The organism is Sandaracinobacteroides hominis (assembly GCF_016464365.1).
In the GTDB taxonomy this organism is placed as follows: Bacteria; Pseudomonadota; Alphaproteobacteria; order Sphingomonadales; family Sphingomonadaceae; genus Sandaracinobacteroides; species Sandaracinobacteroides hominis.
This window is the reverse complement of sequence record NZ_JADCUC010000001.1, coordinates 99985-125933: the sequence shown is the minus strand read 5'-3', so window position 1 is coordinate 125933 and position 25949 is coordinate 99985. Positions and strand designations below refer to the sequence as shown.

General features: G+C 65.3%; 34 protein-coding genes. 14 read left to right on the top strand and 20 right to left on the bottom strand.

Going from position 1 to position 25949, the window contains the following annotated elements:
- Nucleotides 1-47 precede the first annotated feature (47 nt).
- Nucleotides 48-527 carry an SsrA-binding protein SmpB gene (gene smpB / locus IM784_RS00700; protein ID WP_199553384.1) on the bottom strand — a complete coding sequence of 160 codons (480 nt, stop codon included), beginning with the start codon at nucleotides 525-527 and terminating at the stop codon, nucleotides 48-50.
- 73 nt (nucleotides 528-600) lie between these two features.
- The gene (dapA, locus tag IM784_RS00695) at nucleotides 601-1482 is read right to left on the bottom strand and encodes a 4-hydroxy-tetrahydrodipicolinate synthase (RefSeq protein ID WP_199554090.1); all 882 of its coding nucleotides are present in this window, start codon (nucleotides 1480-1482) and stop codon (nucleotides 601-603) included.
- A gap of 86 nt (nucleotides 1483-1568) precedes the next feature.
- Between dapA and IM784_RS00690 the strand changes: the two genes are divergently transcribed.
- From IM784_RS00690 to IM784_RS00680, 3 genes are all read left to right on the top strand, one after another.
- Nucleotides 1569-3578: a lytic transglycosylase domain-containing protein gene (locus IM784_RS00690; protein WP_199553383.1), complete on the top strand. Its 2010-nt coding sequence runs from the start codon at nucleotides 1569-1571 to the stop codon at nucleotides 3576-3578.
- Nucleotides 3560-4060, top strand: coding sequence for a GreA/GreB family elongation factor (locus IM784_RS00685; RefSeq protein WP_199553382.1), 501 nt, complete (start codon nucleotides 3560-3562; stop codon nucleotides 4058-4060). Before IM784_RS00690 ends, IM784_RS00685 begins: the two co-directional genes overlap by 19 nt.
- A gap of 239 nt (nucleotides 4061-4299) precedes the next feature.
- Entirely contained in the window at nucleotides 4300-4917 is a 618-nt protein-coding gene (locus tag IM784_RS00680) for an imm11 family protein (protein ID WP_199553381.1), read from the top strand.
- 171 nt (nucleotides 4918-5088) lie between these two features.
- Here IM784_RS00680 and IM784_RS00675 read toward each other — a convergent pair whose 3' ends face one another.
- The 4 genes from IM784_RS00675 to recR all read right to left on the bottom strand — a co-directional run bounded on the left by IM784_RS00675 (nucleotide 5089) and on the right by recR (nucleotide 8022).
- The gene (locus IM784_RS00675) at nucleotides 5089-5880 is read right to left on the bottom strand and encodes a polyphosphate kinase 2 family protein (RefSeq protein ID WP_199553380.1); all 792 of its coding nucleotides are present in this window, start codon (nucleotides 5878-5880) and stop codon (nucleotides 5089-5091) included.
- A gap of 14 nt (nucleotides 5881-5894) precedes the next feature.
- Nucleotides 5895-6443: a peptide deformylase gene (def, locus tag IM784_RS00670; RefSeq protein WP_199553379.1), complete on the bottom strand. Its 549-nt coding sequence runs from the start codon at nucleotides 6441-6443 to the stop codon at nucleotides 5895-5897.
- 62 nt (nucleotides 6444-6505) lie between these two features.
- Nucleotides 6506-7435: a D-2-hydroxyacid dehydrogenase gene (locus IM784_RS00665; protein ID WP_199553378.1), complete on the bottom strand. Its 930-nt coding sequence runs from the start codon at nucleotides 7433-7435 to the stop codon at nucleotides 6506-6508.
- Nucleotides 7432-8022 (bottom strand): recombination mediator RecR, encoded by a 591-nt coding sequence (gene recR / locus IM784_RS00660; protein WP_199553377.1) that lies wholly within the window; start codon nucleotides 8020-8022, stop codon nucleotides 7432-7434. Before recR ends, IM784_RS00665 begins: the two co-directional genes overlap by 4 nt.
- A 15-nt stretch (nucleotides 8023-8037) precedes the next feature.
- On the opposite strand from recR, the gene fmt reads away from it, so the two are divergent.
- From fmt to IM784_RS00645, 3 genes are all read left to right on the top strand, one after another.
- Nucleotides 8038-8928 carry a methionyl-tRNA formyltransferase gene (gene fmt / locus IM784_RS00655; protein ID WP_199553376.1) on the top strand — a complete coding sequence of 297 codons (891 nt, stop codon included), beginning with the start codon at nucleotides 8038-8040 and terminating at the stop codon, nucleotides 8926-8928.
- Entirely contained in the window at nucleotides 8925-9683 is a 759-nt protein-coding gene (gene truA / locus IM784_RS00650) for a tRNA pseudouridine(38-40) synthase TruA (protein WP_199553375.1), read from the top strand. Before fmt ends, truA begins: the two co-directional genes overlap by 4 nt.
- 70 nt (nucleotides 9684-9753) lie before the next feature.
- Nucleotides 9754-9978 carry a hypothetical protein gene (locus IM784_RS00645; protein ID WP_199553374.1) on the top strand — a complete coding sequence of 75 codons (225 nt, stop codon included), beginning with the start codon at nucleotides 9754-9756 and terminating at the stop codon, nucleotides 9976-9978.
- Nucleotides 9979-9981: 3 nt separating this feature from the next.
- On the opposite strand, the gene IM784_RS00640 is transcribed toward IM784_RS00645, so the two are convergent.
- The 9 genes from IM784_RS00640 to IM784_RS00600 form a co-directional block, all read right to left on the bottom strand.
- A complete protein-coding gene (locus tag IM784_RS00640; protein ID WP_207791629.1) occupies nucleotides 9982-11220 on the bottom strand; it encodes a pyridoxal-dependent decarboxylase, exosortase A system-associated in 1239 nt (412 codons plus the stop codon).
- Nucleotides 11217-12701, bottom strand: coding sequence for an acyl-CoA ligase (AMP-forming), exosortase A system-associated (locus IM784_RS00635; RefSeq protein ID WP_199554088.1), 1485 nt, complete (start codon nucleotides 12699-12701; stop codon nucleotides 11217-11219). The genes IM784_RS00640 and IM784_RS00635 overlap by 4 nt, the downstream gene beginning before the upstream one ends.
- Entirely contained in the window at nucleotides 12701-14056 is a 1356-nt protein-coding gene (gene der / locus IM784_RS00630) for a ribosome biogenesis GTPase Der (protein WP_199553373.1), read from the bottom strand. The genes IM784_RS00635 and der overlap by 1 nt, the downstream gene beginning before the upstream one ends.
- A 3-nt stretch (nucleotides 14057-14059) precedes the next feature.
- On the bottom strand, nucleotides 14060-15400 hold the full coding sequence (locus tag IM784_RS00625; protein WP_328799407.1) for an outer membrane protein assembly factor BamB family protein: 1341 nt from the start codon (nucleotides 15398-15400) through the stop codon (nucleotides 14060-14062).
- The gene (locus tag IM784_RS00620; protein ID WP_199553372.1) at nucleotides 15397-16182 is read right to left on the bottom strand and encodes a tetratricopeptide repeat protein; all 786 of its coding nucleotides are present in this window, start codon (nucleotides 16180-16182) and stop codon (nucleotides 15397-15399) included. Before IM784_RS00620 ends, IM784_RS00625 begins: the two co-directional genes overlap by 4 nt.
- 135 nt (nucleotides 16183-16317) lie before the next feature.
- Nucleotides 16318-17196: a 3-methyl-2-oxobutanoate hydroxymethyltransferase gene (gene panB, locus IM784_RS00615; protein WP_199553371.1), complete on the bottom strand. Its 879-nt coding sequence runs from the start codon at nucleotides 17194-17196 to the stop codon at nucleotides 16318-16320.
- 31 nt (nucleotides 17197-17227) lie between these two features.
- Complete coding sequence (locus tag IM784_RS00610; protein ID WP_328799406.1) at nucleotides 17228-17473, bottom strand: hypothetical protein; 246 nt, start codon at nucleotides 17471-17473, stop codon at nucleotides 17228-17230.
- Between the two features lie 17 nt (nucleotides 17474-17490).
- Nucleotides 17491-17823 (bottom strand): arsenate reductase family protein, encoded by a 333-nt coding sequence (locus IM784_RS00605; RefSeq protein WP_199553370.1) that lies wholly within the window; start codon nucleotides 17821-17823, stop codon nucleotides 17491-17493.
- Nucleotides 17820-18086: a hypothetical protein gene (locus IM784_RS00600; protein WP_199553369.1), complete on the bottom strand. Its 267-nt coding sequence runs from the start codon at nucleotides 18084-18086 to the stop codon at nucleotides 17820-17822. Before IM784_RS00600 ends, IM784_RS00605 begins: the two co-directional genes overlap by 4 nt.
- Nucleotides 18087-18164: 78 nt before the next feature.
- Here IM784_RS00600 and IM784_RS00595 point away from each other — a divergent pair, with 78 nt between their 5' ends.
- From IM784_RS00595 to IM784_RS00570, 6 genes are all read left to right on the top strand, one after another.
- Nucleotides 18165-18797: a TetR/AcrR family transcriptional regulator gene (locus tag IM784_RS00595; RefSeq protein WP_199553368.1), complete on the top strand. Its 633-nt coding sequence runs from the start codon at nucleotides 18165-18167 to the stop codon at nucleotides 18795-18797.
- Complete coding sequence (locus IM784_RS00590) at nucleotides 18794-19117, top strand: VOC family protein (RefSeq protein ID WP_235976449.1); 324 nt, start codon at nucleotides 18794-18796, stop codon at nucleotides 19115-19117. The genes IM784_RS00595 and IM784_RS00590 overlap by 4 nt, the downstream gene beginning before the upstream one ends.
- Before the next feature lie 135 nt (nucleotides 19118-19252).
- The gene (locus tag IM784_RS00585; protein WP_199553367.1) at nucleotides 19253-19714 is read left to right on the top strand and encodes a VOC family protein; all 462 of its coding nucleotides are present in this window, start codon (nucleotides 19253-19255) and stop codon (nucleotides 19712-19714) included.
- Nucleotides 19715-19725: 11 nt separating this feature from the next.
- Nucleotides 19726-20076, top strand: coding sequence for a DUF1428 domain-containing protein (locus IM784_RS00580; protein ID WP_199553366.1), 351 nt, complete (start codon nucleotides 19726-19728; stop codon nucleotides 20074-20076).
- 41 nt (nucleotides 20077-20117) lie between these two features.
- Nucleotides 20118-20471, top strand: a complete 354-nt coding sequence (locus IM784_RS00575; RefSeq protein WP_199553365.1) for a DUF1428 domain-containing protein — start codon at nucleotides 20118-20120, stop codon at nucleotides 20469-20471.
- Nucleotides 20468-20956, top strand: a complete 489-nt coding sequence (locus IM784_RS00570; protein ID WP_199553364.1) for an SRPBCC family protein — start codon at nucleotides 20468-20470, stop codon at nucleotides 20954-20956. Before IM784_RS00575 ends, IM784_RS00570 begins: the two co-directional genes overlap by 4 nt.
- Here IM784_RS00570 and IM784_RS00565 read toward each other — a convergent pair.
- Both IM784_RS00565 and IM784_RS00560 read right to left on the bottom strand, forming a co-directional pair.
- Entirely contained in the window at nucleotides 20946-21290 is a 345-nt protein-coding gene (locus IM784_RS00565) for an ArsC family reductase (protein WP_328799405.1), read from the bottom strand. The genes IM784_RS00570 and IM784_RS00565 overlap by 11 nt on opposite strands.
- A gap of 10 nt (nucleotides 21291-21300) precedes the next feature.
- Nucleotides 21301-21921, bottom strand: coding sequence for a glutathione S-transferase family protein (locus IM784_RS00560; RefSeq protein WP_199553362.1), 621 nt, complete (start codon nucleotides 21919-21921; stop codon nucleotides 21301-21303).
- A gap of 143 nt (nucleotides 21922-22064) precedes the next feature.
- Here IM784_RS00560 and IM784_RS00555 point away from each other — a divergent pair, with 143 nt between their 5' ends.
- A complete protein-coding gene (locus IM784_RS00555) occupies nucleotides 22065-22352 on the top strand; it encodes a DUF2218 domain-containing protein (protein WP_199553361.1) in 288 nt (95 codons plus the stop codon).
- A 105-nt stretch (nucleotides 22353-22457) separates the two neighbouring features.
- Here the strand turns inward: IM784_RS00555 and guaA are convergent, their stop codons facing one another.
- Nucleotides 22458-24026, bottom strand: coding sequence for a glutamine-hydrolyzing GMP synthase (gene guaA / locus IM784_RS00550; protein ID WP_199554085.1), 1569 nt, complete (start codon nucleotides 24024-24026; stop codon nucleotides 22458-22460).
- A gap of 61 nt (nucleotides 24027-24087) precedes the next feature.
- On the opposite strand from guaA, the gene IM784_RS00545 reads away from it, so the two are divergent.
- Nucleotides 24088-24855 carry a class I SAM-dependent methyltransferase gene (locus tag IM784_RS00545; RefSeq protein WP_199553360.1) on the top strand — a complete coding sequence of 256 codons (768 nt, stop codon included), beginning with the start codon at nucleotides 24088-24090 and terminating at the stop codon, nucleotides 24853-24855.
- A gap of 3 nt (nucleotides 24856-24858) precedes the next feature.
- On the opposite strand, the gene IM784_RS00540 is transcribed toward IM784_RS00545, so the two are convergent.
- Complete coding sequence (locus IM784_RS00540; protein ID WP_199553359.1) at nucleotides 24859-25308, bottom strand: acyl-CoA thioesterase; 450 nt, start codon at nucleotides 25306-25308, stop codon at nucleotides 24859-24861.
- 163 nt (nucleotides 25309-25471) lie between these two features.
- Nucleotides 25472-25885 carry a 50S ribosomal protein L17 gene (gene rplQ / locus IM784_RS00535; protein ID WP_199553358.1) on the bottom strand — a complete coding sequence of 138 codons (414 nt, stop codon included), beginning with the start codon at nucleotides 25883-25885 and terminating at the stop codon, nucleotides 25472-25474.
- Nucleotides 25886-25949 lie beyond the last annotated feature (64 nt).

Here is a 25949-nt window from a genome sequence, read left to right as displayed (position 1 = left end):
TCGACAGACTGGAACGGGAACGCGATGGACAGCGGCTGAACCAGGGCTCAGCCCTTCTCGCGCAGCAGCCTCCCCGCCTCCCGCTTCCAGTCCTTTTCCTTTTCGTGCGCGCGCTTGTCGTGCAGCTTCCGCCCCTTGGCGACGGCCAGCTCCACCTTCGCCCGCCCGCGCTCGTTGAAATAGACGGAAATCGGCACCAACGTCATGCCCTGCCGCGCCACCGCCCCGTGCAGCTTCTCGATCTCGCGCTCGCGCAGCAGCAGCTTGCGCGGTCGCTTCGGCTCGTGGTTGAAGCGGTTGCCATGGCTGAACTCGGGGATGTTGGCATTCACCAGCCATACCTCGCCATTCTTTACCTCGGCATAGCTTTCCGCGATCGAGCCTTCGCCAAAGCGCAGGCTCTTCACCTCTGTGCCGGTCAGCACGATCCCGGCGCTCAGAATATCCTCAAAGGCATATTCATAGCGTGCGCGCCGGTTCTCGGCGACGGTCTTCACCTTGGTGCCAACGGGTTTCGGCCGCGCCATCAGCGGAACCCGGCACCGAAGGCGCCGCAAGCGCGACTGCGCGCCCGAAGCGAAGGGGAGGAGAAAGGAAAAATCACGGAGCTATCCCGGCGTGTGCCATGGCCGCCGCAACCTTCGCCCGCGAAGCCTCGCCCGGCGCCACCACCGGCAGCCGCGTCTCCATCCCCACCTTCCCCAGCAGGCTCAGCGCAAATTTCGTCGGCCCGGGCGAAGCGTCGGAAAACAGCGCGCTGTGCAGCGGATACAACTGATCCTGCAGCGCCAGCGCCGTCGCGAAATCGCCGCGCAGGCAAGCCGCCACCTGCTCCGCATTCAGCCGAGGTGCCACGTTCGCGGTCACCGAAATCGCCCCATGCGCCCCATGCGCAACAGACCCCAGCGTCATATAGTCATTGCCGCAGATGATGCGGAAATCCTTGCCGCATTGCTCGCGGATCTGGCTCACCCGCTCGATATCGCCGGTCGATTCCTTTACGCCGATGATGTTCGGATGCAGCGCCAGCTCCGCCATCGTCTCGGTCGTCATGTCGATCCCGCTCCGCACCGGCACATTATACAGAAGGATCGGCAGCGGCCCCTTGTTCGCCAGATGCAGGAAGTGCGCGATCAGCCCGCGCTGCCCCGGCCGATTGTAATAGGGGCAAACCACCAGTGCCACATCCGCCCCGGCCTTCGCCGCGCTCTCCATATGCTGCAGCGCCACCGCCGTATCGTTGGAGCCGCAGCCGGCAATCACCGGCACCCGCCCCTTCGCCGCCTTAACGGTCAGCGCCACCACATGGTCATGCTCTTCGATGGACAGCGTCGCCGATTCGCCCGTCGTCCCGCATGGCACCAGCCCGCTCGACCCCTCAGACACCTGCCAGTCGACGAACTCGGCCAGCGCCCGCTCGTCCACTTTCCCGTCGCGAAACGGGGTCACAAGCGCAGGGATCGAGCCGGTAATCTTCGTCATCATCTGGTCCCAGGATAGAGAGGCGCCGGCGCAAAGCCCGTCACACGGCCTTGGCGCATCTGCCCGGCCTGCCTAAAGACTATGGGATGACCGTGCAACATACCCTTCGCGCCGCCCTGCTGGCTTTCGCCCTCGCCTCCACACCGCTCGCCGCCCCGCTAGCCGCACAGAGCGACACCGCCAGCACCGTCTGGCTCCGCCAGCAGTTCAACGCCTATGATGCCCGCAGCGGCGCCCAGCCCTATGGCGCGCCTTCCCCACTCGCTGACTCGCTCGCCACCTGGGACTGGCTCCGCCGCACCCCGGCCGTCGGCGCCGAACCCTCGCTCGCCGTGCAGGCGAAATTCCTCACCGCCCACCCCGACTGGCCCGGCACCACCGCCATCCGCCGCCGCGCCGAGCAACAGGCAACCGATCAAAAGAAAAGCTCTGACAGCGAAGCACGCGCCTTCTTCCAGCAGCTCCCCCCGCAAACCGCCGGCGGACAGGCGCGCATGGCCCTCATCACCTCCGGCCCAGAGGCCGAAAAGCTTGCAAAGCAAGCCTGGGTCCGCCCCGGCATCCCGCCTGAACTCGCCGATCCGCTCTACGCCCGCTTCGGCTCCAGCTTCACGCCGGCCGATCACGCCCGCCGCGCCGACGCGCTTATCTGGGCCGGACAGACCAGCGCCGCCGCCCGCATAGTCCCCATGCTCGGCGCCGATCAGCAGCAGCTGGCCAACGCCCGCATCGCGCTCCGCTCCAACAGCCCCGGCGCCGAGGCGCTCGCAGCGCAGGTTCCAGCCGCCCTTTCCCGCAATGCAGGCCTCATCTACGATCGCGCCATCTTCCTCGAGCGCGCCGGCCGTCTCTCCGAAGCGGAGGCGCTCCTTGCAGCTGGCAGCAACGACCCGGGGGTCACGGCGCCGGAAACCTGGCTCGAAAAGCGCCTGGCACTGGGCCGCGCCGCCATGCGCCGAGGCGACAACCAGACTGCCTACCGCCTCCTCTCCAACCACCGCACCTACGCCGAAGGCACCAACATCGCCGCGCAGCCGCTCTCCGTACGCGTGGATCTCTCCGACACCGAATGGCTCGCCGGCTGGATCGCGCTCCGCCGCCTCAACCGCCCGGCCGACGCCGTGCGCAACTTCACCAACTTCAACGCCGCCGTCACCACCCCCATCAGCCAGACGCGCGGCGACTACTGGATGGGCCGCGCCGAAAAGGCCCGCAACAACCCCGCCGCCGCCAACGCCGCCTTCGAACGCGCCGCGAAGCACTTCGACTATTATTACGGCCAGCTCGCCACCGAGGAACTCGGCCGCACTCCCGAACTGCCCATGGTCCCGCGCATCAACGTCAGCCTGGCAGACCGCAACAAGGCGGAAACCTCCTCGCTCGCCCGCGCCATGCTGATGCTGAACGACATGGGCGAGCCGGTCCGCGCTTCGCTCTTCGTCCGCGCCCTGGCAGACAGCGCCTCCACCCCTGCCGAGGCCCGCGCTGTCGCCGAACTCGGCCAGCGCATCAACCGCCCCGATCTCGGCGTCTGGGTCTGGAAGGACGCCCGACCCGGCGGCGACCTCTCCACCTTCGATCTCGCTTACCCGCGCCTCCCCGCCAACAGCCCACTGCCGCCCAAGGACTGGGTCATCAGCCACGCCATCGCCCGGCAGGAGAGCAGCTTCGATCGCACCGCCCTCTCATCCGCCGGCGCCCGTGGCCTGATGCAGCTGATGCCCGCCACCGCCAGCGACGTGGCTGCAAAGCTCGGCCTCCCCTACGACGTGAATCGCCTCTTCACCGACCCGGCCTATAACCTCACGCTTGGCAGCTATTATATCGGCCTCCGGCGCGATAATTTCTCCAACGGCGCCATGGCCATCGCCGCCTACAACGCCGGCGCCGGCAACGTCCGCAAATGGATCGCCCTCAATGGAGACCCGCGCGGCGCCACCACCAACGACATGATCGACTGGGTGGAAATGATCCCCATCCAGGAGACCAGAAACTACGTCCAGCGCGTGAGCGAAAACGCCGTCGTCTACAGCCTCTTGGAGCCCAAACGCTTCGGCGCCCGCCCCCGCGTTTCGGAATGGCTGAAGGGCAATTGAGCGATCCCATCACGCCGGCAGGCATGGCCGCGCTGAAGGCGCGCTATGATCATCTGTTCCTGACCGAGCGCCCGCAGATGGTCGAAACCGTCAGCTGGGCGGCCGGCAACGGCGACCGCTCGGAAAACGGCGACTATCTCTATGGCCGCAAACGCCTGCGCGAAATCGACCGCGAGCTAAGCCACCTCGCCAAACGCATGGCGGACCTGCAGGTGGTCGACCCCAGCCGCCAACCCGACAAGACAAGAGTCTTCTTCGGCGCAACGGTAACAGTCGCCGAAATTCTGGAAAACGGGGACGACCGCCGCCAGACCCTGACCCTGGTAGGGCGCGACGAAGCCAATGCCAGCGAAGGCCTGATAGCCTGGAACAGCCCGGTGGCAGTGGCACTGAAGGGAGCCATCACCGGCCAAACCCGCACCGTCCGCCTTCCCACAGGCGAGCGCATCCTCGAAGTGCTGGAAATCCGCTACCCAATCTAAGCCCCATCTCTTCTCCCCTCCCTAGCCGGGAGGGGCCGGGGGTGGGTGGAGCCGCGCCGCCCGCACCAACCTCTAAAGCCAAGCGCCACCATCCCCACCCGTCACCCCGGACTTGCCTGCCCCTGCGAAGGCAGGGGGATCGGAGCCCCGGTTTTCCTGGACATCCGAAGCGGCACGGCCATCATACGCGTGGGTCAGCAGAAAATGGCAGCAAAAACATGCTGACAAGGGAGTTTGACGTGAGCAGCGATCATGTCTGGATGGCGGATTTTTCGAGCGATAGTCGAACGACTGTCGGCTTCATAGATGACATTCGGGAGAAGAGCTTCGAACGCTGGAGCGAGTTTGTTCAAATTGCGGGGAGAGGGGACCCATGGCCTGCGGACGAGTTTCCAAGGATGATTTGGGCTGATGACGACTGGAGCGACAAGCGGTTGGCAAAGGAGCGGGATGTCATCACCGGAACCGTTGCGCCACTGGTGTCTGCGGCGGTTGTAGAGGCGCTGAGCGGGATCGACATCGGTCCATCCAGGTTAGTGCCGACGGAAGTCTTCTTTTCGGACCGTCAGCGCCGGACGGAAAAGCGCTACTTCCAGTTTCATATCACGCCTCGGTTGACGGCGATCGTGCCGGAGCAGTCTCAGAACCTGCGGTACGACAGCATGCATCGTACCTACTCCGCTCACAGTGCGAAGACAGACGACCTGGCTGTTTCACGCGAGGCTGCGGGAGCCCTCAAGATCTGGACAGCCGGCGAAATGATCTCGCAGCATTTCTTCTCTGATGAGGTGGTTCAGGCGCTGAAGAAGGCGAAGCTTGCACGACCATTCCAGCTCACACGCTGCCGGCTAGTCTAGGGCAGTTTAGACAAACCCCAGGACACCATATTTGCGCCGCCAAAGCACACGCGAAAGATGCAAATAACCGTGGAACAAATCCAACGGGGCTAAACCCAACACCAGGAAAAACAACGAAAAAGGAGTGAATCTGTAGGAATTGTTCCACGTGGAACAACCAATTTGGTTATCTCACTGCGGGTCGAGCCTGATCCCCAATTCCTCTTCGGCCAGCTTGCGCAAATCCGAGTCCAGCTCCGGATCCTTCAGCTCCACATCCTCGGCCAGCACATCGGCGATGATCTGCAAGCCCGCAATCCGGGCATGTTTCTTGTGGTTCGCCCCGATCAGGTGCCAGGGCGCATGCTTGGTGTCCGTCTTCTCGAACATGTCCTCATAGGCTTCCAGATAGTCCGCCCGCCGCGATCGATTACGGAAATCCTCGGCGCTCACCTTCCAGCGCTTCCAAGGCTGCTCCAGCCGGTCGATCAGCCGCTCGTCCTGCTCTTCCTGCGTCGTATGCAGGAACAGCTTCACCAGTCGGGTGCCGTCGGCCACCTGCGCCTGCTCGACGGCGTTGATCTCGTCATAGGCGCGCTTCCACTCGTCGCGGGTGGCAAAACCCTCCACCCGCTCCACCAGCACCCGGCCATACCAGCTGCGATCGAAAATCGTCCAGTTCCCACGCGCCGGCAGGCTCTGGGCAAAGCGCACCATGTAATGCTGCTCGCGCTCCACTGCGTTCGGCGCAGCAATCGGCACCACTTCGAAAAATCTCGGGTCCAGTTCGGATGTCAGCCGCTTGATCAGCCCACCCTTGCCGGCGGCGTCCCAGCCTTCCAGCAGGATGATCGCCCGCCGCTTCTGACGATGATAGGCAATCAGGATCTGCGACAGCCGGTACTGCAGCGCTTTCTCGACCTTGGCCGAATCCTTGGGCGCGTGGAGCTGCTCAACCTTGTCGAGCCGCCCGCCCTTACTCACGAAATCAGGCTCATTCAGGCTGCGACCTTCTTCCGGGCCTTTTCCGCCCGTTGCTTTTCCAGCTTCTTCAGTACCATTTCCCGCTTCAACCGCGACAGATGGTCAATGAACAGCACCCCGTTCAGATGGTCCATCTCATGCTGCAAACAGGTCGCCAGCAGCTCGTCCAGCTGCTCGTCGTGGCTGTTGCCATGCTCGTCCAGCCAGCGCGCCCGCACCACCGCCGGCCGCTCCACATCGGCATATTGCCCGGGTACCGACAGGCAGCCCTCGTTGTAAACGCTATAGTCTTCAGACGGATCAAGGATTTCCGGGTTGATGAACACACGCGGATTGGCGGTGCCCTTCCCCTCCGCATCCTCCGGCCCGTCCTGCAGGTCCATCACCAGCAGCCTGAGCGGCACATCCACCTGAGCCGCCGCCAGACCGATCCCCGGCGCATCGTACATCGTCTCGAACATGTCGGCGATCAGCGCCCGAATCTCGTCGTTCACTTCGGCCACGGGCTCGGAAATGCGGCGCAGGCGCGGGTCGGGAACCTCAAGGATGGGCAGGATGGCCATGATGCCTTCTAGCTAGGAAAGCCCCCCGCAGAGGTCAAGTCAGCCGCACGTTGTTCAACAGGTCAGGAAAGGCGAACTTCGTTCAGCAGCGGCCGCCCGGCATCCCAATTGGCAAAGTTCTGCAGAAGGAAGGGTGTCACCTGCCGCACAAAACTGTCGCTGAAGCCACCGATATGCGGCGTCACCAGCATGTTCGGCGCATCCCAGACCGGGCTGTCGGCCGGCAAGGGCTCCGTCTCGAACACATCCAGGGCAGCGCCCGCAATCCGCCCCTCAACCAGGGCCGCCAGCAAGTCCGCCTGCTTCACCACCTTGCCGCGGCCGACATTGATGAACAGCACATGCGGCCGCATCGCCGCAAAAGCCGCCTCGTCGAACATCTCGTGCGTAGCCGGCGTATAGGGCGTAAGCACCACGACAAAATCCGCCTCGGCCAACGCTGCATGCAACTCGGACGTAGGCCGGATGCGGTCGAAACCCTCCGCCTTCGTCCGCCCGCCGCTGACGCCGGTAACTTCCATGTCGAAAGCCTGCGCCCGCTTCGCCAGCGCCACGGCAATCTGTCCGACACCGGTGATCAGCAGCTTCTTCCCCCACAGCAGCCGCTGCGGCTCCACCTTCCACTGATGCGCCGCCTGCCGCGCGAAAATGGCGCGCGTATCGCGCAGCATCGTCAGCAACTGGAAGAACACCAGCTCGCTCATCTGCGGCGCATGCAATCCCGCCGCATTCGAAATCCTGACCCGTTCCGGAATTCCCAGCGGCAGCAGCGGGTCCACCCCGGCGCTCAAGGTCTGGATCCACTCCAGCTTCGGCATCACCTGCACCAGCTCGCGCGTCATCGAATGCGGCAAGGCGATCAGCGCCCGCACCTCGGCGGCGTGGGGCAAGGCATCCTCCACCGATCCGGCCACACGCATTCGCGCCTTCAATGGCTCCAGTCCGGCCGCCAGCCCGCCGGGCGAGGGGATCAGCAAAATCGAATCCATCATGCCAAAGGTCTCCGCAAGCGAAGGGCCTGCGCCAGCGTACCCTCGTCCAGATAATCCAGCTCGCCCCCCACCGGCACGCCATGCGCCAGCTGGCTGATCTTCACCCCCGTGCCCGCCAGCTGCTCGGCGACGAAATGCGCCGTCGTCTGCCCCTCCAGCGTCGCGTTCATCGCCAGCACCACTTCGCTGACCCCATCCGTCACCCGCTCCACCAACTTGCCGATGCTCAAGGCCTCAGGCCCGACCCCGTCCAGCGCCGACAGTGTGCCGCCCAGCACATGATAGCGTCCGGCAAACAAACGCCCCCGCTCCAGTGCCCACAGGTCTGCGACGTCGGCCACCACGCACAGCAACGCCGGATCGCGCTTTGCATCGGTGCAGATGCGGCAGGGATTGGCGATGTCGAGATTCCCGCAGATGTCGCATTCCGACAGCGCCGCATCCACCCGCCCCAGCGCCCCCACCAGCGGCGCCAGCACGGTCTCCCGGTTCTTCAGCAGGTGCAGCACCACCCGCCGCGCCGATCGCGGCCCCAGTCCCGGAAGCCTCGCCACCAGCGAGGTCAGTTGCTGCAACGCATCGTCCATCCTAATGGCTCTGCCATGCGAATTGCCTTCATGGGAACCCCGGATTTTGCGGTATCCGCGCTCGATGCCCTGCATCGGGTCGGGCACGAGATCGCCGCCGTCTATACCCAGCCGCCGCGACCGGCGAACCGCGGCCGGCTGACGCCCTCGCCGGTCCAGCTGCGGGCGGAGGCGCTGGGACTGCAGGTCCGCACCCCCGAACGCCTGAAGGGTGAGGCCGAACAGGCCGAATTCGCAGCGCTCAACCTCGATTGCGCCGTTGTCGCCGCCTATGGGCTGATCCTGCCGCAACCGATCCTCGATGCGCCGCGTCTGGGCTGCCTGAATATCCACGCCTCGCTCCTCCCGCGCTGGCGGGGCGCCGCGCCCGTGCAGCGCGCGATCCTGGCCGGAGACAAGGAAACCGGCGTCACCATCATGCAGATGGAGCGCGGGCTGGATACCGGGCCGATGCTGAGCGAAGCGCGGATCTCCATCGGCCGCGAAACTGCCGGAGAGCTGACGCAAAACCTCGCGGAGCTGGGCGCGCAGCTGCTGCTGGAAACACTGGAGCGCATGCCAGCCGCCACGCCGCAACCGGAGGAGGGCGTCACCTACGCCCACAAGATCGACAAGGCCGAAGCGCGGATCGACTGGGCCGCCTCCGCCGAAGAGATCGACCGGCTGGTCCGCGCCATGCAGCCCAGCCCCGGCGCCTGGTTCGAAAGCGGCGGCCAGCGGGTAAAGCTGATCGCCGCCCTGCCCGCCCCGCAGAACGGCGATCCCGGCCATTATCTGGGCGATGCGCTGGTCGCCGCCGGGTCCGGCTCCCTGTCGCTTGTCACCGTGCAGCCCGAAGGCAGGCCGCGTATGCCTGCCGCCGATTGGCTACGCGGCCGCCGCCTGCAGCCCGGCGAGCCGCTTTGACGCGTTTTCGGCTCACCATCGAGTATGACGGCCGTGCCTTCATGGGCTGGCAGCGACAGGCGCACGGCCCTTCGGTGCAGCAGGCGCTGGAAGCCGCCGTACATGACATCAGCGGCGAGGAAGCGACCGTGCAGGCAGCCGGCCGCACCGACGCCGGTGTCCACGCCAGCGCGATGACGGCGCATCTCGATCTGAAAAGGCAGATGACGCCGTTCCGGCTGATGGAGGCGCTGAACGCCCGGCTGAAGTTCGCCGGCGCGCCGGCCGCGGTGCTCGATGCCAGCGAGGCTGCGCCTGATTTCCACGCCCGCTTTTCCTGTATCGGCCGCGCCTATGCCTACCGCATCCGCTGCCGCCGCGCGCCTCTGACACACGAGCAAGGTCTGGTCTGGCGGCGGCCCAATCTGCTGGACACCGGCGCCATGCAGGAAGCCGCCAACCACCTTGTCGGCCGGCACGATTTCACGACCTTTCGCCATGTCCATTGCCAGGCGCAGTCACCGGTCAAGACATTGGACAGGCTGGATATTTCCGTCGAAGGCGAGTTGGTGACGGTACACGCTGCCGCCCGCTCTTTCCTGCACCACCAGGTTCGCTCGATGGTGGGCGCGCTGGTCACCGTGGGAGAAGGCCGCGCCACCCCTGCCGACGTCAGGACAGCGCTGGAAGCCTGCGACCGTTCGGCGCTAACCCTGAACGCACCACCCGACGGGTTATGGTTCGTTGGAGCTGTTTACCCAGATATTGTCGGCTAAGTTTACAATTCGGCGCTACAAGGCGTTAGCATCCCGTTGAAATGGAGGAATAAACAAGTTGGCATAAATATTGCAGGCATTTAATCAAGTCGCACCAAAAAGCAGGCCGCACATCAAAATGCATCTCAAGCGGGCAGAACAGCAAATGGCTCAAGAGCCGAAATCGGGCATACGCTATGTCATCCTGGTGTGGATCATCGGGCTTACTCTGGGCGTAGCAGCGGGAGCCGCCACCGCGATGCTCCTGATGCCAGAGAGAGATGCAACGCGCGGCGCTCCGGCCAAGCCCGGCTGAGAGCTAGACCAATATTTCCAGCGCGGGTGGATGCCCCAGGAAGGCTTCCGGGCTGGCAGAGCGGCCATAGGCCCCGGCCATGAAAACCGCGACAAGATCCCCTATTTCCGATTGCGGCCATTCGACCTTGTCGGCGAGCCGATCGAGCGGCGTGCACAGGCAACCGACCACCGACGCGGTTTCCGCAGCCGGCCCTCCCCTGCTTGCGTTCACCACCGGATAGTTGCGCCGGATCACCGTGCCGAAATTGCCGGTTGCCGCCAGCTGGTGGTGCAGGCCGCCATCGGTGACGAGGAAGGTCTCGCCACCCGAGCGTTTCCGGTCGACGATCCGGCAGAGATAGACTCCCGCCTCCGCGACGAGCCAGCGTCCAAGCTCCAGCGCGAACCGGGCGTTGCGCAGTGTCGGGGCTCGGCCGGCGAGAATAGCAGTCAGCCCATCGCCCAGCTCGGCCAGATCGAGCTCGCGGTCGCCGGGGAAATAGGGCACGCCGAAGCCGCCCCCCAGATTGACAAAGGGCAGCTCCACGCCGGCCTCACGCGACAGTTCGTCGGCCAGCACGACCGTTGCCGCCTGTGCTTCGAGGATGGCCGGCGCCGAAAGTGCCTGCGACCCGGCAAAGACGTGCAGCCCCCGCAGCTCGAAGGGCGCCTGCTGCATTCGCCGCAGGAGCGGCGGGGCCATGGCTGCATCGACACCGAAAGGTGCGGCGTTGCCGCCCATCTTCATGCCGGAGCCCTTCAGCTGGAACGGCGGATTCACCCGCAGCGCCACACGGGCCGTCTTGCCAAGCGCTTCTGCGATGGCGCCTGCACGCCCCAGCTCGCCTTCGGATTCGATGTTGAGCGTGACCCCGGCCTCTATCGCGGCCTGCAGCTCGCGGTCGCGCTTTCCCGGCCCCGCGAAGCTGATCCGATCGGCCGGCATCCCCGCCTCCAGCGCCTTCGCCATTTCGCCGGCAGAGGCAATGTCGAAGCCGTCCACCAACCCGGTCATATGCGCCATCAGCGGTGGGAACGGGTTCGCCTTCACGGCATAGTGGAGGTGTATGTCGCCAGGCATGGCCGCCCGGAACGCCGCAACGCGGGTCTGCAACAGCCCGGCGACATAGACGAACAGGGGCGTATCGCCGGCTGCGGCGACCAGCTCTGCGGCAGGCCTTCCGGCCAGCAACAACCGCCCATCGCCGTCCCGACAGAATCCGGCTGGCACCCGCTCCCCGCCAGCAGCCGCCTCGCTCAACGCCCGAACCTGTCCCTGAGCGCCGCCCGATCCAGCTTCCCGTTTGCCGAATGCGGCAGCGCGTCCAGCCAGACGATGCCGGCGGGCTGCATATAGGGGGCAGCCTCCTTGCGGAACCAGGCCACCAGCCGCACCTCGGCCTCGGCCTCGCTCAGCCCCTCGGCGGCGCTTGCGACCAGCCGGATGCGCTGGCCGGCCATTTCGTCGGGTATGCCAAGCGCCACCGCCTGCAAGACCGCGCCGCTCAGGTGCGCCAGCTCCTCGATCTCGGTCGGCGATACGCGCGTGCCCATGGTCTTGATGGTCTCGTCCTCGCGGCCAACGAATGTGAGAAGCCCGTCGGCATCGCGCACCACCTTGTCGCCCGACCAGACGGCGATGCCGCCATAACGCGACGTTTCCGGCGCCGGTCTGAACCGCTGTGCCGTGCGTTCGGGATCGCGCCAATAGCCCTGCGTCACCAGCGGCCCTGCATGCACCAGCTCGCCGGCGACGCCGTCAGGCGCCTCGCGTCCGTCCGGGCGGATCACCAGCACCTCCACGTCCGGGATGGCGCGGCCAATGCTGGAGGGATGGCTGTCGGCGAGTTCCGGCGGAAGTGTCGTGGAACGAAAGGCCTCGGTGAGGCCGTACATCAGGTGCAGCCGCGCGTTGGGAAACAGCGCCCGCAGCGCCTTCACCGTCGGCACCGGCAGGCGGCCGCCGCTGTTGGACAGAGTCCGCATCGAGGAAATAGCCTCTGCCGGCCAATCGAGACCGGTCAGCTGCACCCAGAGCGGCGGCACGGCGGCAAGCTGGGTGATGCCGTGGCGGGCGCAGGCCTGCACCACGTCGCGCGGCGTCAGATAGTCCAGCAGCACCACGGAAGCGCCCTTCAGGAACGCGGTCGTCACCTGCGAGAAGCCGAAATCGAAGCTGAGCGGCAGGACGGACAGCACCCGGTCGTCAGCCGCTGTTCCCAGATAGCCGGCGACGCTTCGGGCGCCCGTCAGCAGATTTGCGTGGGTGACCATGACGCCCTTTGGCCGCCCGGTGGAGCCGGAGGTGTAGAGGAGCGCCGCCAGCTCGCCGCCCGCCACGGCCTCGCCTGGCGCGACGCTGCGCAGATCCTGCCAGCCGTCCTCCAGCAGCAGCACCGGGCATGGTGCATCCGTCAGCGTCGCCCCGCGCATCCGGTGCGTGACCAGCAGGGCGGCCTGGGAGTCCGCGAGGATGTGCAGCAACTGCTGCCCGCGCAGCACCGGGTTTACCGGCACCGCCACCGCCCCCGCGCGGGAAATCGCGAACAGCAGCACCACACATTCCAGGCTCTTGGGCAGCCATATCGCGACACGGTCACCTGGATGCACCCGTTGCTGCAGCCCGGCGGCAACCGCCGCGACTTCGGCGCGCAGCTCGCCATAGGTCAGTCGCCGGTCGCGCTCCACCAGTGCAACGGCATCGGCCGGCCCCGCCTCAAGCAGGTCGTGCAGCCGCTGCATCACGTATCGAACGGGTTTTTCCGCGACCGCATGTTGATGCGGATGGGAAGACCCTTCAGGTCGAGATCGTCGCGCAGGCTGTTCACCAGATAGCGGTTGTAGCTTTCCGGAAGCTCGTCGAGCCGGGTGCCGAAGACGATGAAGGTCGGCGGCCGGTTCCGCGCCTGGGTGATGTAGCGCATCTTGATGCGGCGGCCGCCCGGCGCCGGCGGCGGATTGCGATCCAGCGCATGCTCGAACCAGCGGTTCAACGCCGAGGTGGGCACCCGGCGGCTCCAGCGCTCGCGGGTTTCGAAGGCGACCTGCATCAGCGTGTCCAGCCCCTTGCCGGTTAGCGCGGATACCGTCAGCAGCGGCACGCCCTTCACCTGCGCCAGCCCCTCGTCCAGCGCCTTCTTGATGCCGTTGAACAGGCGGCTCTGGTCTTCGGCGGAATCCCATTTGTTGATCGCGACGATCAGGGCGCGGCCTTCCTGCAGCACCATGTCGGCAATGCGCAGATCCTGCGCCTCCAGGCCGAGCGTCGCATCCAGCAGCAGCACGATGACTTCGGCAAAATCAACGGCGTGCCGGGCGTCTGCCACCGCCAGCTTCTCGAGCTTGTCCACCACCTTCGCCTTGCGGCGCATGCCGGCAGTATCGATCAGCTCGACCGGGCGACCCTGCCATTCCCACTGGATGGCGATGGAATCTCGGGTGATTCCGGCCTCTGGCCCGGTCAACAGCCGGTTTTCGCCCAGCAGCTTGTTGATGAGGGTGGATTTTCCCGCGTTGGGGCGGCCGACGATGGCGAGCTTCAGCGGCCCTTCCTCGTCTTCCCCCTCGACCTCTTCCGGTTCGTCGCCCGGCTCGGGGATGAGCGGCGCGAGCGCCTCGAACAGGTCAGCGAGGCCCTCGCCATGTTCGGCCGACAGCGGAACGGGATCGCCCAGACCCAGCTCGAACATTTCCATCAGCCCAGCCTCTGCGGCCTTGCCCTCGCACTTGTTGGCGACGGGGATGATCGGCACCGGCGCTTCCTGCCGCAGCCAGCGGGCGAAATGGCGGTCGGCTTCGGTGAGGCCGGCGCGCACGTCCAGCACGTAGAGCGCGGCCGTCGCGCCATCGAGCGCCGCGCGCGACTGGCTGCGCATCCGATCGGAGAGGCTGCCAGCTTCGGCTTCCTCGAGACCCGCCGTATCGATCACGGTGAACTCGAGGTCGAACAGCTGCCCCTTGCCTTCCCGCCGATCACGCGTCACGCCCGGCTGATCGTCGACCAGCGCAAGCTTCTTGCCGACGAGCCGGTTGAACAGCGTCGACTTGCCGACATTCGGCCGCCCCAGAATGACGATACGAGGCGTGCCCCCGGCCATGGGTTACCTGTAGGCCGTGAGCTTCCCGTCGTCGGCCAGGATATAGAGCATCCCGTTGGCGACGACTGGCGGAAGATAGGCAGGGCCGGAGATGCTGGTGGTGGCAATGATCTCGCCGGTGGTCGGCGAAACGGTCGACATCTTCCCGCGCGAGGAAACCAGAATGAGGCGGTTGCCGGCAAGCACCGGGCCGAACCATTCGATGGCGCCCTTCTTGTCCTTTTCGTCCTTCCAGCGTCCCAGGTGTGAAACCCAGCGAATCTTGCCGTCGGAACGCGACAGCGCCACCAGCTCTGCCTCTACGGTGACTGCAAACACCCAGTCTCCGACAGGCCAGGGCGAGCTGACGCCTGCAAACTCGCGCTCCCACACGCGGGTGCCTGTGGAGAGTTCCAGCGCCACCATGCGGCCGCCGTGGCTGATCGCGAACACGCGGCCGCGATCGACGACCGGCGAAGCGGCGATGCCCGAAAGCGCACCGAGCGCCGTGGTGCGGCCCGTGCGGGACAGCTGATCCTGCCAGGCGGTGCGGCCGTTTTCCACGCGAAGGGCGAACAGCTCGCCGGAAGGGAAACCTGCGACGACGGTATCGAGCGCGATGGCCGGCGATCCCGGCCCGAGGATCGAGGCCGGTTCGACCGTGGCGTTCGCCTGCCAAAGCTGGGCGCCGGTTTCGGCGTTGAGAGCGGTGAGCTGACCGTCCTGGCTGGTGACGAAGACCCGGCCGGCTTCAACGCTGGGTGCTGCGCGCAGCGGCGTGGGGAGGCGCGTGCGCCACAGTTCGGCGCCGGTGCCGGCGTCGAAGGCGACGACGAGGCCGAAGCCGGTGGTGGCGAAAACCCGGCCGTCCATCACCGAGACACCGCCGCCGAAGGCCGGGCGGCTGCCCTCGCCTGCGAGCTCGATGGTCTTGCGCCAGAGGACGCCGCCGGATGTCGCGTCAAAAGCGGAGACCTGGCCTTCGGTATCCATGGTGAACAGCCGGTTGTCGGCGATCACCGGGGTGGCGTTCAGCTTGCGGGTCGCGTCGGAGCCCTTGCCGACGCTGACGGTCCAGGCGCGGGTGAGGCTGTCGGCCAGCGCCAGATGCCCCATGCTGCCCGAGGCGCTGCCGGCGGGCTGCGTCCACGCGGCGTTCACGGACGGCTGCGGCAATACCACGTCGACGCCCTGCAGGTCGGCTTCCGCGACCACCTGCGATTCATAGTCCAGCACGGAAATGCGCTCGCCCATCGTCGCCGGTTTCTTGTTACCGCCCTTGAAGACCTTGCAGCCGGGCGTGGTGGCAAGCGCCAGCGCGGCAAGCGCAAGGATGGCGCCGTTTCTCACGCGGGAATTCTTCACTTGGCTGCCTCTTCTGCGGGCACGGGTGCCGTTTCTGCGGGCGGTGCCTTTGCTGCGGCTTCTTCCTGCTGCTTGCGCTCCTCGGCGATCTTGGTGACGTCCTGCCCCAGCGCGGCCGCCATCTGCTCGGCGCGGGCGCGCATCGAATCAGGGGTGCGCTTGTCGGAGGCCAGGCGATAGAAGAGCGGCCCGGCCTTGTCCGGCTCGCCTGCCTTCAGATGTGCCAGTGCGGCCATTTCGCCGGCCACCGGAAACCAGGGGTTGTCGCCGGTGAGATAAGGGTTGGTGCGCTTCAGGATTTCCGCCGGCGCCAGCTTGTCGAATTCCAGCCGCACCTGCTTCAGCACGGCGGCGTCGCGGAAGGCCTGCGCGGTTTCGGTGTCCTTGGCGACGCTCTGCACTTCGGCGATTGCCTTGTCGGTGTCGCCGCCGTTGAGCGCGATGCCGGCTTTGGTGAAGGCCGCGAGCGAGCGATAGCTGGGGTTGCCCGCTTCGGCGACCTTGCCCAGCTCAGCCATTGCTTCGGTGGTGGCGCCATTCTCCACCTTGCTCAGCGCCGCGGTGAACTGCTCCGAAAGCGCCTCCGTCTTGCGGAGCTGCTCAGCCTGCCACCAGAACCAGCCGCCCAGCGCCGCGAGGCCGATACCGATCGCCAGCAGGATCCAGCGGCCCCACTTGGCAAAGAAATTGCGGAACACGTCTTCGCGATAGGCTTCGTCCACCTCGCGGAGGAAGGCATCGTCGCGGGGATCATTGGGGGTTGCAGGCGGTGTAGTGGCCAAGTTCGAATCCCTGAAATATCACGCAGCCGGCAATGCCGGCCGCTTACTTCCGCGTCCTTTAGAGAGAGGTTCGGGAAAGCGCAAAGCCTCTCGACCGGAGTCCTGAAGGCGGATGTCTTTCCTGCAGATGAACGATCAGCTCTTTGCCTTGGGGCGATAGAGTTCTGCCTCACCCGGAAAGCTCCGGTCCTTCACGGCCGCAGCATAGCTTGCAGCGGCTTCGGTGATGCGCGAGGCAATGTCGTCGAAGCGGCGAACGAAGCGCGGTACGCGCTCGAACATGCCGAGCATGTCGTCCACCACCAGCACCTGTCCATCGCAATCGGGCGAAGCGCCGATGCCGATGGTGGGGCATTTTACCTCTGCCGTGATCGCCTTGGCCAGCGGCTCCATCACACCTTCGATCACCATGGCAAAGGCACCGGCATCGGCGACCGCCCTTGCGTCGGCAGCGATCTTCTTCGCTTCCGCCTCGCTGCGGCCGCGCGCGCCATAGCCGCCGAGCGCGTTCACGGCCTGCGGGGTGAGGCCGATGTGCGCCACCACCGGGATGCCGCGCCTGACGAGAAACTCGATGGTGGGGGCCAGCACCTCGCCGCCTTCCAGCTTCACCGCTGCAGCCCCGGTTTCGCGGAGCACGCGCGAGGCGGTGTGGAAAGCCTGTTCCGGAGACCCCTCGTAGGTGCCGAACGGCAGGTCGATCACCACCACCGAGCGATAGCTGCCGCGCACGACCGCGGCGCCATGGGCGATCATCATCTCCAGCGTGACGCGGACCGTCGTATCGAGACCGTAGATCACCTGCCCCAGGCTGTCTCCCACCAGCAGCATGTCGCAATGCGGGTCCAGCAGCTGCGCCATGCGCGCGGTGTAGGCGGTGAGCATCACCACCGGCTCGGCGGTGACGCCGTCCTTCTTGCGCGCGGCAATGGCGGGAACAGTCAGTCGCCTGACCGGCTCGGGAACCGGATGTGCGCGAGAGGTGGAGGTGTCGAGCGTGAAGGTCGTGGACATGGGCGGCGTCTAGCGGCTTTGTTCGCGGCTGTCAGTCCTGCGGTTGCGGCTGGGCCTGTTCGGCGGCCTTCCTTGCTTCTTTTTCCGCTTTCTTCCGCTCCTTTTCCGCCTTCTCCTCCTGCTTGCGCAGAGCCTTGCCGCGATCCTCGTCGGCCTCCTGCCGGGTTGTGGTGGCTGCGTCCCAGCCGGTTTCGACGACCGTGCCGGCAGCCGAAACGGCCGCGCCGGCGACGGTTCCGACCACACAGCCGCCAAGCAGCGGCAGCAGCGCCAGCACGACAAGGGCGCGCAGCATCAGAGCAGTTCCGCCACCGTTTCAGCCGGGCGGCACAGGCGCACCCCCTTCGGCGAGGCGACGAAGGGGCGCTCCACCAGCACCGGGTGCTGCACCATCGCGTCGAGGATTTCCGCATCGGAGGCGTTTGCCACGGCTTCCGCTTCGGGCGCCCTGGTGCGCAGCGCCTGACGCGGGGTGAGGCCGGCGACGGCGAACATTCCGAGCAGCTGCGGCCTGGTCCAGCCTTCGGCCATATAGTCGATGACCACTGGCTCCGTTCCCGAGGCGCGGATCGCCTCCAGCGCGTTGCGCGAAGTGCCGCATTTTGGATTGTGGTAGATTACGATCATCTGGGCGCTTCTTCCTGTGGAGTGGGTTCGGTTGACGCTTCGGCTGTTCCGGAGGTGCGGCCCGAAACCGCCCGGCTGGCGGCGACACCGGCCGCCGGATTTGCGGTTGCGGCGCCTACTGCTGCACCGGCCGCGACCGGGGCCGCGGTGCGCACCACCGTGCTTGCGGCTGAGCCCACGGCGTTCACGGGGGCCGTAACAACCTGCTTCGGGCTGCATGCCGACAGCAACGCCAGCGTTGCCACCTGGATCCCTCTATTCATCCCGCCTCCCTGCCCGTTCGCCGTTCAAGCCGCAATGTGCAGATTGCGCCATACCGACCAGTTGGTATGTTCATATGCATGGCCGCCGAGTCTCTTTCCTCCACCATCGCCGCGCCAGGCCGACAAAAGCTGCTGGCTGCGGCCATCACCCTGATCCGTCGCAACGGCTATGCTGCCACTTCGGTCGATGAACTGTGCAAAGCCGCCGGCGTCACCAAGGGCGCATTCTTTCACCATTTTGCGTCAAAGGAACGGCTGGCGGTCGCGGCCGCGACACATTTCACCGATGTCGCCGCCGTGTGGTTCGAGCAGGCGCCGTTCCTGAAGCTGGATGATCCGGTCGACCGCATCCTGGGCTATGTCGATTTCCGGCTGGAACGGATCAACGACGATCTTTCGCAATCGACCTGCCTGCTCGGAACGCTGGTGCAGGAGGCCTATGGCAGCAGCCCCGACATCCGCGAGGCCTGTTTCGAGGGAATCAGCCGGCAGGCGGGCGGGCTGCTGCCGGATATCGAGGCGGCGATTGCCGAGCGTGGCCTGAGACTGGATGCCAACTCGCTTGCCATGCACACGCAGGCGGTGCTGCAGGGCGCCTTCATCCTAGCCAAGGCGGCTGACGGCACCCAGCCTGCGATCGACAGCCTGCAACATCTGAAGCGCTATCTTGCCCTGCTGTTCGGGCGCAACCTGGAGGAGGAAATGCCATGACAAACGTGCAGAATCTCTTGCCACACCTGGTCGTAAACGACGCGCCGGCAGCGATCGATTTCTATGTGAAAGCCTTTGACGCGAAGGAAGAAATGCGGCTGCCCGGCCCGGACGGCCGCATCATCCACGCAGCAATCTCTCTGGGCGGCCACATGGTGATGCTGGTGGAGGAATTTCCGGAGATGGGCGGCAAATCCCCTCGCACGCTGGGCGGTTCTCCGGTGACGATCCACCTGAACGTAACCGACGCCGACGCAGCCGTGGCGCAGGCTGCTGCAGCCGGTGCGAAGGTGGCGATGCCGGTGGAGGAGCAGTTCTGAGGCGACCGCTATGGCATGATCGAGAAGATCCGTTCGGCCATTTCTGGTCCATCGCTCACAAGGTGAAACAGGTGGAGTTGGACGAGCTGCGCTCGTTCGCGAAGGCCGACTGCGACGATCGATAGGAGGCAGGAAATGGGATACGAGCTGATGCCCTGCCTCTGGTTCAAGTCGGAGGCGCTGGAAGCCGCGCGATTTTACGAGAAGGCCATTCCGGGCAGCCGGATTACGCAGATCGTGGAGGGCGCGCCGGGCGCGCCGCCGGTGTCTGTCGTGTTCGAGGTGGACGGGAAGCCCTTCCTGGGCCTGAACGGCAATCCGGAACACCGGCCCGACAACAGCGTTTCCTTCGTGTTGAACTGCAATATGCAGGCCGAGATCGACCAGCTTTGGGATGCGCTGCTCGCCGACGGCGGGCGTGAAATGATGTGCGGCTGGCTGATCGACAGGTTCGGTGTCCGCTGGCAGGTCGCACCGCGCCGTTTTCCGGAATGGCTCGGTTCCGGCACAGCTGAGCAGCGCCAGCGCGCAATGCAGGCAATGATGAAAATGGTGAAGATCGACATAGCCGCGATGGAGGCGGCGCACGCAGCATAGGGAGAGCTGAGATGGCTTATGTGGAGGGTTTCGTGATCGCGGTTCCGACCGCGCGCAAGGAGGATTATCGCAAGCTCGCCGAGTCCGCCGCGCCCTTGTTCAAGGATTTTGGCGCGCTCAAGATAGTGGAATGCTGGGGCGATGATGTGCCGGATGGCAAGATCACGAGCTTCCCGATGGCGGTGCAGAAGAAAGACGATGAAACCGTCGTCTTTTCCTGGATCATCTGGCCCGACCGGGAGACGCGCAAGAGCGGACAGGAAAAGATGATGAAGGACGAGCGCATGGCCGGGCTGACCGACATGCCGTTCGACGGAAAGCGGATGATCTTCGGCGGCTTCGATATCCTCGTAGACGCTTGATAAAACTATAAATTCCAGACTGGCGTTCAGCCGAGGAGCAGATGATGAGCTATCTGGATGCAATGATGTGCGCGGTGCAGACGGCGCGAAAAGACGAATATCTGCGCTATGCGGAAAAGACGGCGGTGCTGTTCAGGGAGTTTGGCGCGCTGGGCATCGTGGAGAATTGGGGCAGTGACGTGCCCGACGGCAAGCTGACCAGCTTTCCGCTGGCGGTAAGGAAGGCCGATGGCGAAACGGTTGTGCTGTCGTGGGTCAAATGGCCCGACAAGGCGGTGCGCGACGCAGGCTGGAAGGCGCTGATGGAAAGCGGCCGGATGCAGGAGTTGGGCGAAATGCCGTTCGATGGCCAGCGGATGATCTTTGGAGGTTTTGAAACGGTGCTGGAGCAATGAAAATACCGTTCAACCCCGAGCTCGACCTGGAACTGATCCGCGAGACGCCCGTGTCGCCAGCGCTGTTGTGGCGCTGCTGGACAGATACCGCCCTGCTGAAACAGTGGTTCTGCCCGAAGCCGTGGGAAGTCACCCAAGTGGAGCTGGAGCTGCGCCCGGGCGGCAAGTTCCACACCCTGATGCGCGGACCGGGCGAGGACGGGCAGATCATCGAACCGCCATCCGAGCCGGGTTGCGTGCTGGCGGTAGAACAGGAGCGGCTGCTGGTGTTCACCGATGCGCTGGGGCCGGACTATAGGCCCAAGGCAGATGCCTTCATGACGGCGTTTGTCACGTTCGAACCTTTACCGAATGGCGGCACCCGCTATCGCGCGGTTGCCTGCCATCCGACGGTGGAGAAGCGGCAGCAGCATGAGGCGATGGGTTTCGAGCCCGGCTGGGGCGCTGCATTTGAGCAGCTGGTGGAGCTGGCATCTACGCTTTGAGCGACGCGTAGATTTCGGGTTTGAAGCCTGCGATCAGCACGCCCGGTCCTTCAAGGATCGGGCGTTTGATCATCGAGGGTTGGCTTAGCATCAGCCGGATCGCGCGGTCTGCATCCAGCCCCTCGCGGTCGGCTTCCGGAAGCTTGCGGAAAGTTGTGCCGGCGCGGTTCAGCACCTTCTCCCAGCCGAGCGCAGCGCACCAGCGGCGGAGGTCTGCTTCGGTGACGCCCTCCCTTCTATAGTCGTGAAAACGGTAGGCAACGCCGGCACCGTCGAGCCAGATGCGCGCCTTCTTCATCGTGTCGCAGTTGGGGATACCGTAGATTGTCAGCACCGCTAGTCTTTCAGTTGAAGTTGCGCGCAAGGGCGGGTGCGAAGCGCGGATCGGCCGTGATCGCTTGCGCAATCGCATAAAGTTTCGGGGCGTGCTCGGCGAACCAGGGTTGCTTAGGCCGCCAGTGGCTCATCACCGCGACATAAACGTCAATTGCGCTGAGGCGTTCACCGAGGAACCAGGGGCCGACGGCTGCGGCCTCGACCGCCTGCCACATCTTTTCGCCATAGGCGTCGACGGCCTTCCGGAACGGCTTTTGCGCCACATCCACCTCGACGAAGCGTTCCGGGAGGTCGGCATAGGTGAAGCAGGGGTAGATGTTGGCGACGATGAAGATCAGCCAGCGCAGGAATTGCGCGCGATCGGGCGCGCCGGGCGGCGGCGCGAGCGGTTCGCCCGACGCCTGCTCGGCCAGCCACAGGGTGATCGCGGCGCTTTCCGTCAGCACTTCGCCACTGTCGAGCACCAGCGTTGGCACCTGTGACAGCGGGTTCAGCGGCGCCAGTTTCGCCCGCGCTTCTTGCGACGCCAGCACATCGCCGCTCTGCACGAAGGCATAGGCGATGCCGTAATAGTCGAGCTGAAGCTCGATGATGCTCGAACCCCACCCCTTGCTTCCATATAATTGCATCGCTGCCTCCCGCGGCCACCATATATTGCGGGGGCAAGGCTTTGAAAGCCGTTGTCGCATGCCTGCCATGTTCAGCTTTGGTTTCACTTACCGGCGGCACATGTTTATGCGAACCCTTCGCAACAATTGCCGGAAGATGACCGATGACCAGCAGCAACGCCCATGTCCCCACCCCGATGGCCGAGCGCTATGTGCGGCAGCTTTGCAGCCATTGGGGCCATCGCTTTGCGGTGACGCAGGAAGGGCCGGCCGGCACCATCGATTTCGGCGATGGCAAGTCGTGTGCGCTGGAGGCCAACGACTCGGAACTGCATGTGGCAGTGACCGCTCCCGAGGGGGAGATCGAACGGATGCAGCAGGTCGTGGCCGAACATCTGAACCGGTTTGCGCATCGGGAAGGCGAGCTGACCTTCGACTGGGCGCGCGCCTAGGACGGGATGGCCTGCCATCAAGCGGGGAAAGGCGGCCGATGGATCTCGCCCGATGGCCTCTCCTGGGCGAGCGCTTTCAGCGCCCGCTTCACGTCGTCCTGGATCCTACTCCCACTCGATCGTGCCGGGTGGCTTAGACGTATAGTCATAGACGACCCGGTTGATGCCCTTCACTTCGTTGACGATCCGGGTCGCCACGCGGCTCAGGAAGGTGGCTTCGAATGGGTAGATGTCGGCGGTCATGCCGTCGACCGATGTGACGGCGCGCAGGGCGCAGACGCGGTCGTAGGTGCGGCCGTCGCCCATCACGCCGACAGTGCGCACCGGCAGCAGGACAGCGAAGGCCTGCCAGATCTGGTCGTAGAGGCCGGCGGCGCGGATTTCCTCCAGGTAGACGGCGTCGGCCTGGCGCAGGATATCGCAGGCTTCCTGCGTGACTTCGCCGGGGATGCGGATGCCAAGGCCGGGCCCGGGGAAGGGGTGGCGGCCAACGAAGACGTCGGGCAGCCCCAGTTCGCGGCCCAGTGCGCGGACCTCGTCCTTGAACAGCTCGCGCAGCGGTTCCACCAGCGCCATGTCCATGCGCTCCGGCAGGCCGCCGACATTGTGGTGGCTCTTGATGGTGACGCTGGGGCCGCCGATGAAGCTGACGCTCTCGATAACGTCGGGGTAGAGCGTGCCCTGCGCTAGGAACTTGGCGCCGCCGATCTTCTTCGCCTCGGCCTCGAACACGTCGATGAAGGTCTTGCCGATGAACTTGCGCTTTGCCTCTGGGTCGGTGACGCCGGCGAGGCCGCCCAGGAACTGCTTGCTGGCGTCCACATGGATCAGCGGAATATTGTAATGGTCACGGAACAGGGTGACGACCTGCTCGGCTTCGTTGAGGCGCATGAGGCCGTGGTCGACGAAGACGCAGGTGAGCTGGTCGCCGATGGCTTCGTGAATGAGCACCGCTGCGACGGCCGAATCGACGCCGCCGGAGAGGCCGCAGATAACCTTGCCCTGCCCCACCTGTTGCCGGATCTCGGCGATCTTGGTTTCGCGGAAGCTGGCCATGCTCCAGACCGGCTTGGCACCCGCCACCTTCAGCACGAAATTCTCGATCAGGGCCCGCCCATCCGGCGTGTGCAGCACTTCCGGATGGAACTGCACGCCGAACAGCGATTTTGCTTCGTTGGCGACAAAGGCGAAGGGAGCGCCATCGGATTTCGCCACAACCTCGAAGCCTTCGGGCAGCATGTCCACTTGATCGCCGTGGCTCATCCAGACGAGATGCTTGCCGCCGTCGGTCCAGACGCCTTCGAACAGGCGGCAAGGCGCGACGACCTGCACTTCCGCGCGACCAAATTCGCGGGTCTTGCCCGGGGATACACGGCCGCCCAGAGCCTTCACCATGGCCTGCTGGCCATAACAGATGCCAAGTACCGGCACCTCGGCTGAAAGCACTTCGGGCGGGAGTTCCGGGCTGGTCGCCTCGGTCACGCTGGCCGGGCCGCCGGAGAGGATGATGGCCTTTGGCTTCAGCCGTTCCAGCGCCGTGGCGGCTGCGTGAAACGGCACCACCTCGCAATAGACATGGGCTTCACGCACCCGACGGGCGATCAGCTGGGTTACCTGGCTCCCGAAGTCCAGGATCAGGATTGTATTGGCGGCGGCTTCGGCTGAGACTGACATGGCGAGCCCATAAAGCAGGCCACTCGCTTCAACAAGGCGTTGCCGGAGGAGATGGGCAGACATGCCGAGAATCCATGAAGCTGCCGGACAGGGATATGAAGCGCGGTCGAAAACCTATGTGAGTGGACGACCTGGCTATCCGCCGGAGACGGGAATCTGGCTGCGGGAGGTGCTGGGGCTGGGGTCGGGGCGCAGCGTTGTCGATCTTGGAGCCGGGACGGGCAAGTTCCTGCCCAATCTGCTGGAAACCGGAGCCGAGGTGATTGCAGTGGAGCCTGTGGCGGCGATGCGGGCAAGGCTTTCCGAAGCGTTTCCGCAGGTGAAGGCACTGGAAGGCACTGCGGAACAGATTCCGCTGCCCGCGCAATCTGCCGACGCCATCGTCTGCGCGCAGGCCTTTCACTGGTTCGCCACCCCTGCGGCGTTGGCGGAGATGCATCGGGTGCTGAAGCCGGGCGGGATGCTGGGGTTGATCTGGAATGTGCGCGACGAGCGCGTCGACTGGGTGGCCCGGCTCAGCGCGCTGATAGACCCGCATGGCGGGGACGCACCCCGCTATCGGAGCGGCAAATGGCGGCAGCAGTTTCCAGCGGCGGGGTTTCGCCATGTGGGCGAAGCGCATTTCCGCAACGACCATGTGGGGCCGGCAGAGGATGTGATTGTTGGGCGGACGCTGTCCGTCAGCTTCATCGCCGCCCTGCCGCCAGCCGAACAGGAGGCGGTGGTGCGGCAGGTGCGGGAGTTTATTGCCGCCACCCCTGCCCTGTCCGGTCCGGAGGTCGCCTTCCCCTATGAAACCGCCGCCTTTGCCTATCAGCGAACGTGTTGAACCTCAGCCGGCATCCGGGCCGGCGATCTTTCGAAGCGTGGACTTCCACTCCGGCGCAAGCGCCTGCGGGCGGCGGCTGGGGCGATCGACATAGACATGCACGAAGAAGCCCTGCGCCGCGGGCTGGGGATTGCCCTTCACAAACAGGCCGATGTCATAGCGGACCGACGTGTTGCCGATCTTCGTGGCGACGATGCCGGCCTGTACTTCCTCCGGGAAGGCGACGGGGCGGGCGTAGGTGCAGCCGGTTTCGACGACGAGCCCGATCAGCGGCCCGCGCTCTATATCGAGGAGGCCATGTTCGACCAGCCAGGCGTTCACCGCTGTATCGAAGAAGCTGTAGTAGACGACGTTGTTCACATGGCCATAGACGTCGTTGTCCATCCAGCGGGTAGCGATAGCCCGCCACGCCTTGTAGTGCCCACGGCCCCGAAGCGGCGTTCTGTCAGCCATCGTCAGCGAATCCCCAGATTAGTCATCTAAGCTTCGCCTTAGGGCATCCCGCGTGCCGAAGGGAACGGGTCAGTTCGCCCCACGCAATCGAACCGGCTACAAACGGAAACGGCCCGCCCGGCTGGTGCCGGACGGGCCGTCCCTTTTCCGTTTGCTGCCAGCCTCAGGCTGCTTCGGCCTCGGCGTTCACCGGACCCGAATCCTGACCCTTGGCGCTGACATCGCGGTCGACGAACTCGATCACGGCCATCGCCGCCTGGTCCGAGGCGCGGAAGCCGGCCTTCAACACGCGCACATAGCCGCCCTGACGGGTGGCATAGCGGGCAGCGATCACGTCGAACAGCTTCACGAGCTGGGTATCGTCCTGCAGCCGGGCGTGGGCCAGACGGCGGTTGGAAAGACCGCCCTTCTTTGCCAGCGTTACCAGCTTTTCGACGTAGGGACGAAGTTCCTTCGCCTTCGGCAGGGTGGTGGTGATCTGCTCATGCTTGATCAGCGAAGCCGACATGTTCTTCAGCATGGCCATCCGGTGTTCGGTGGTACGGCCAAGCTTCCGATGGGCAACCTTATGACGCATTTCTCATTCTCCGTTCGTAAGGGGGCCGTGCAAGGTACCCCAATCCAGGCCCGTTTAACCCCGG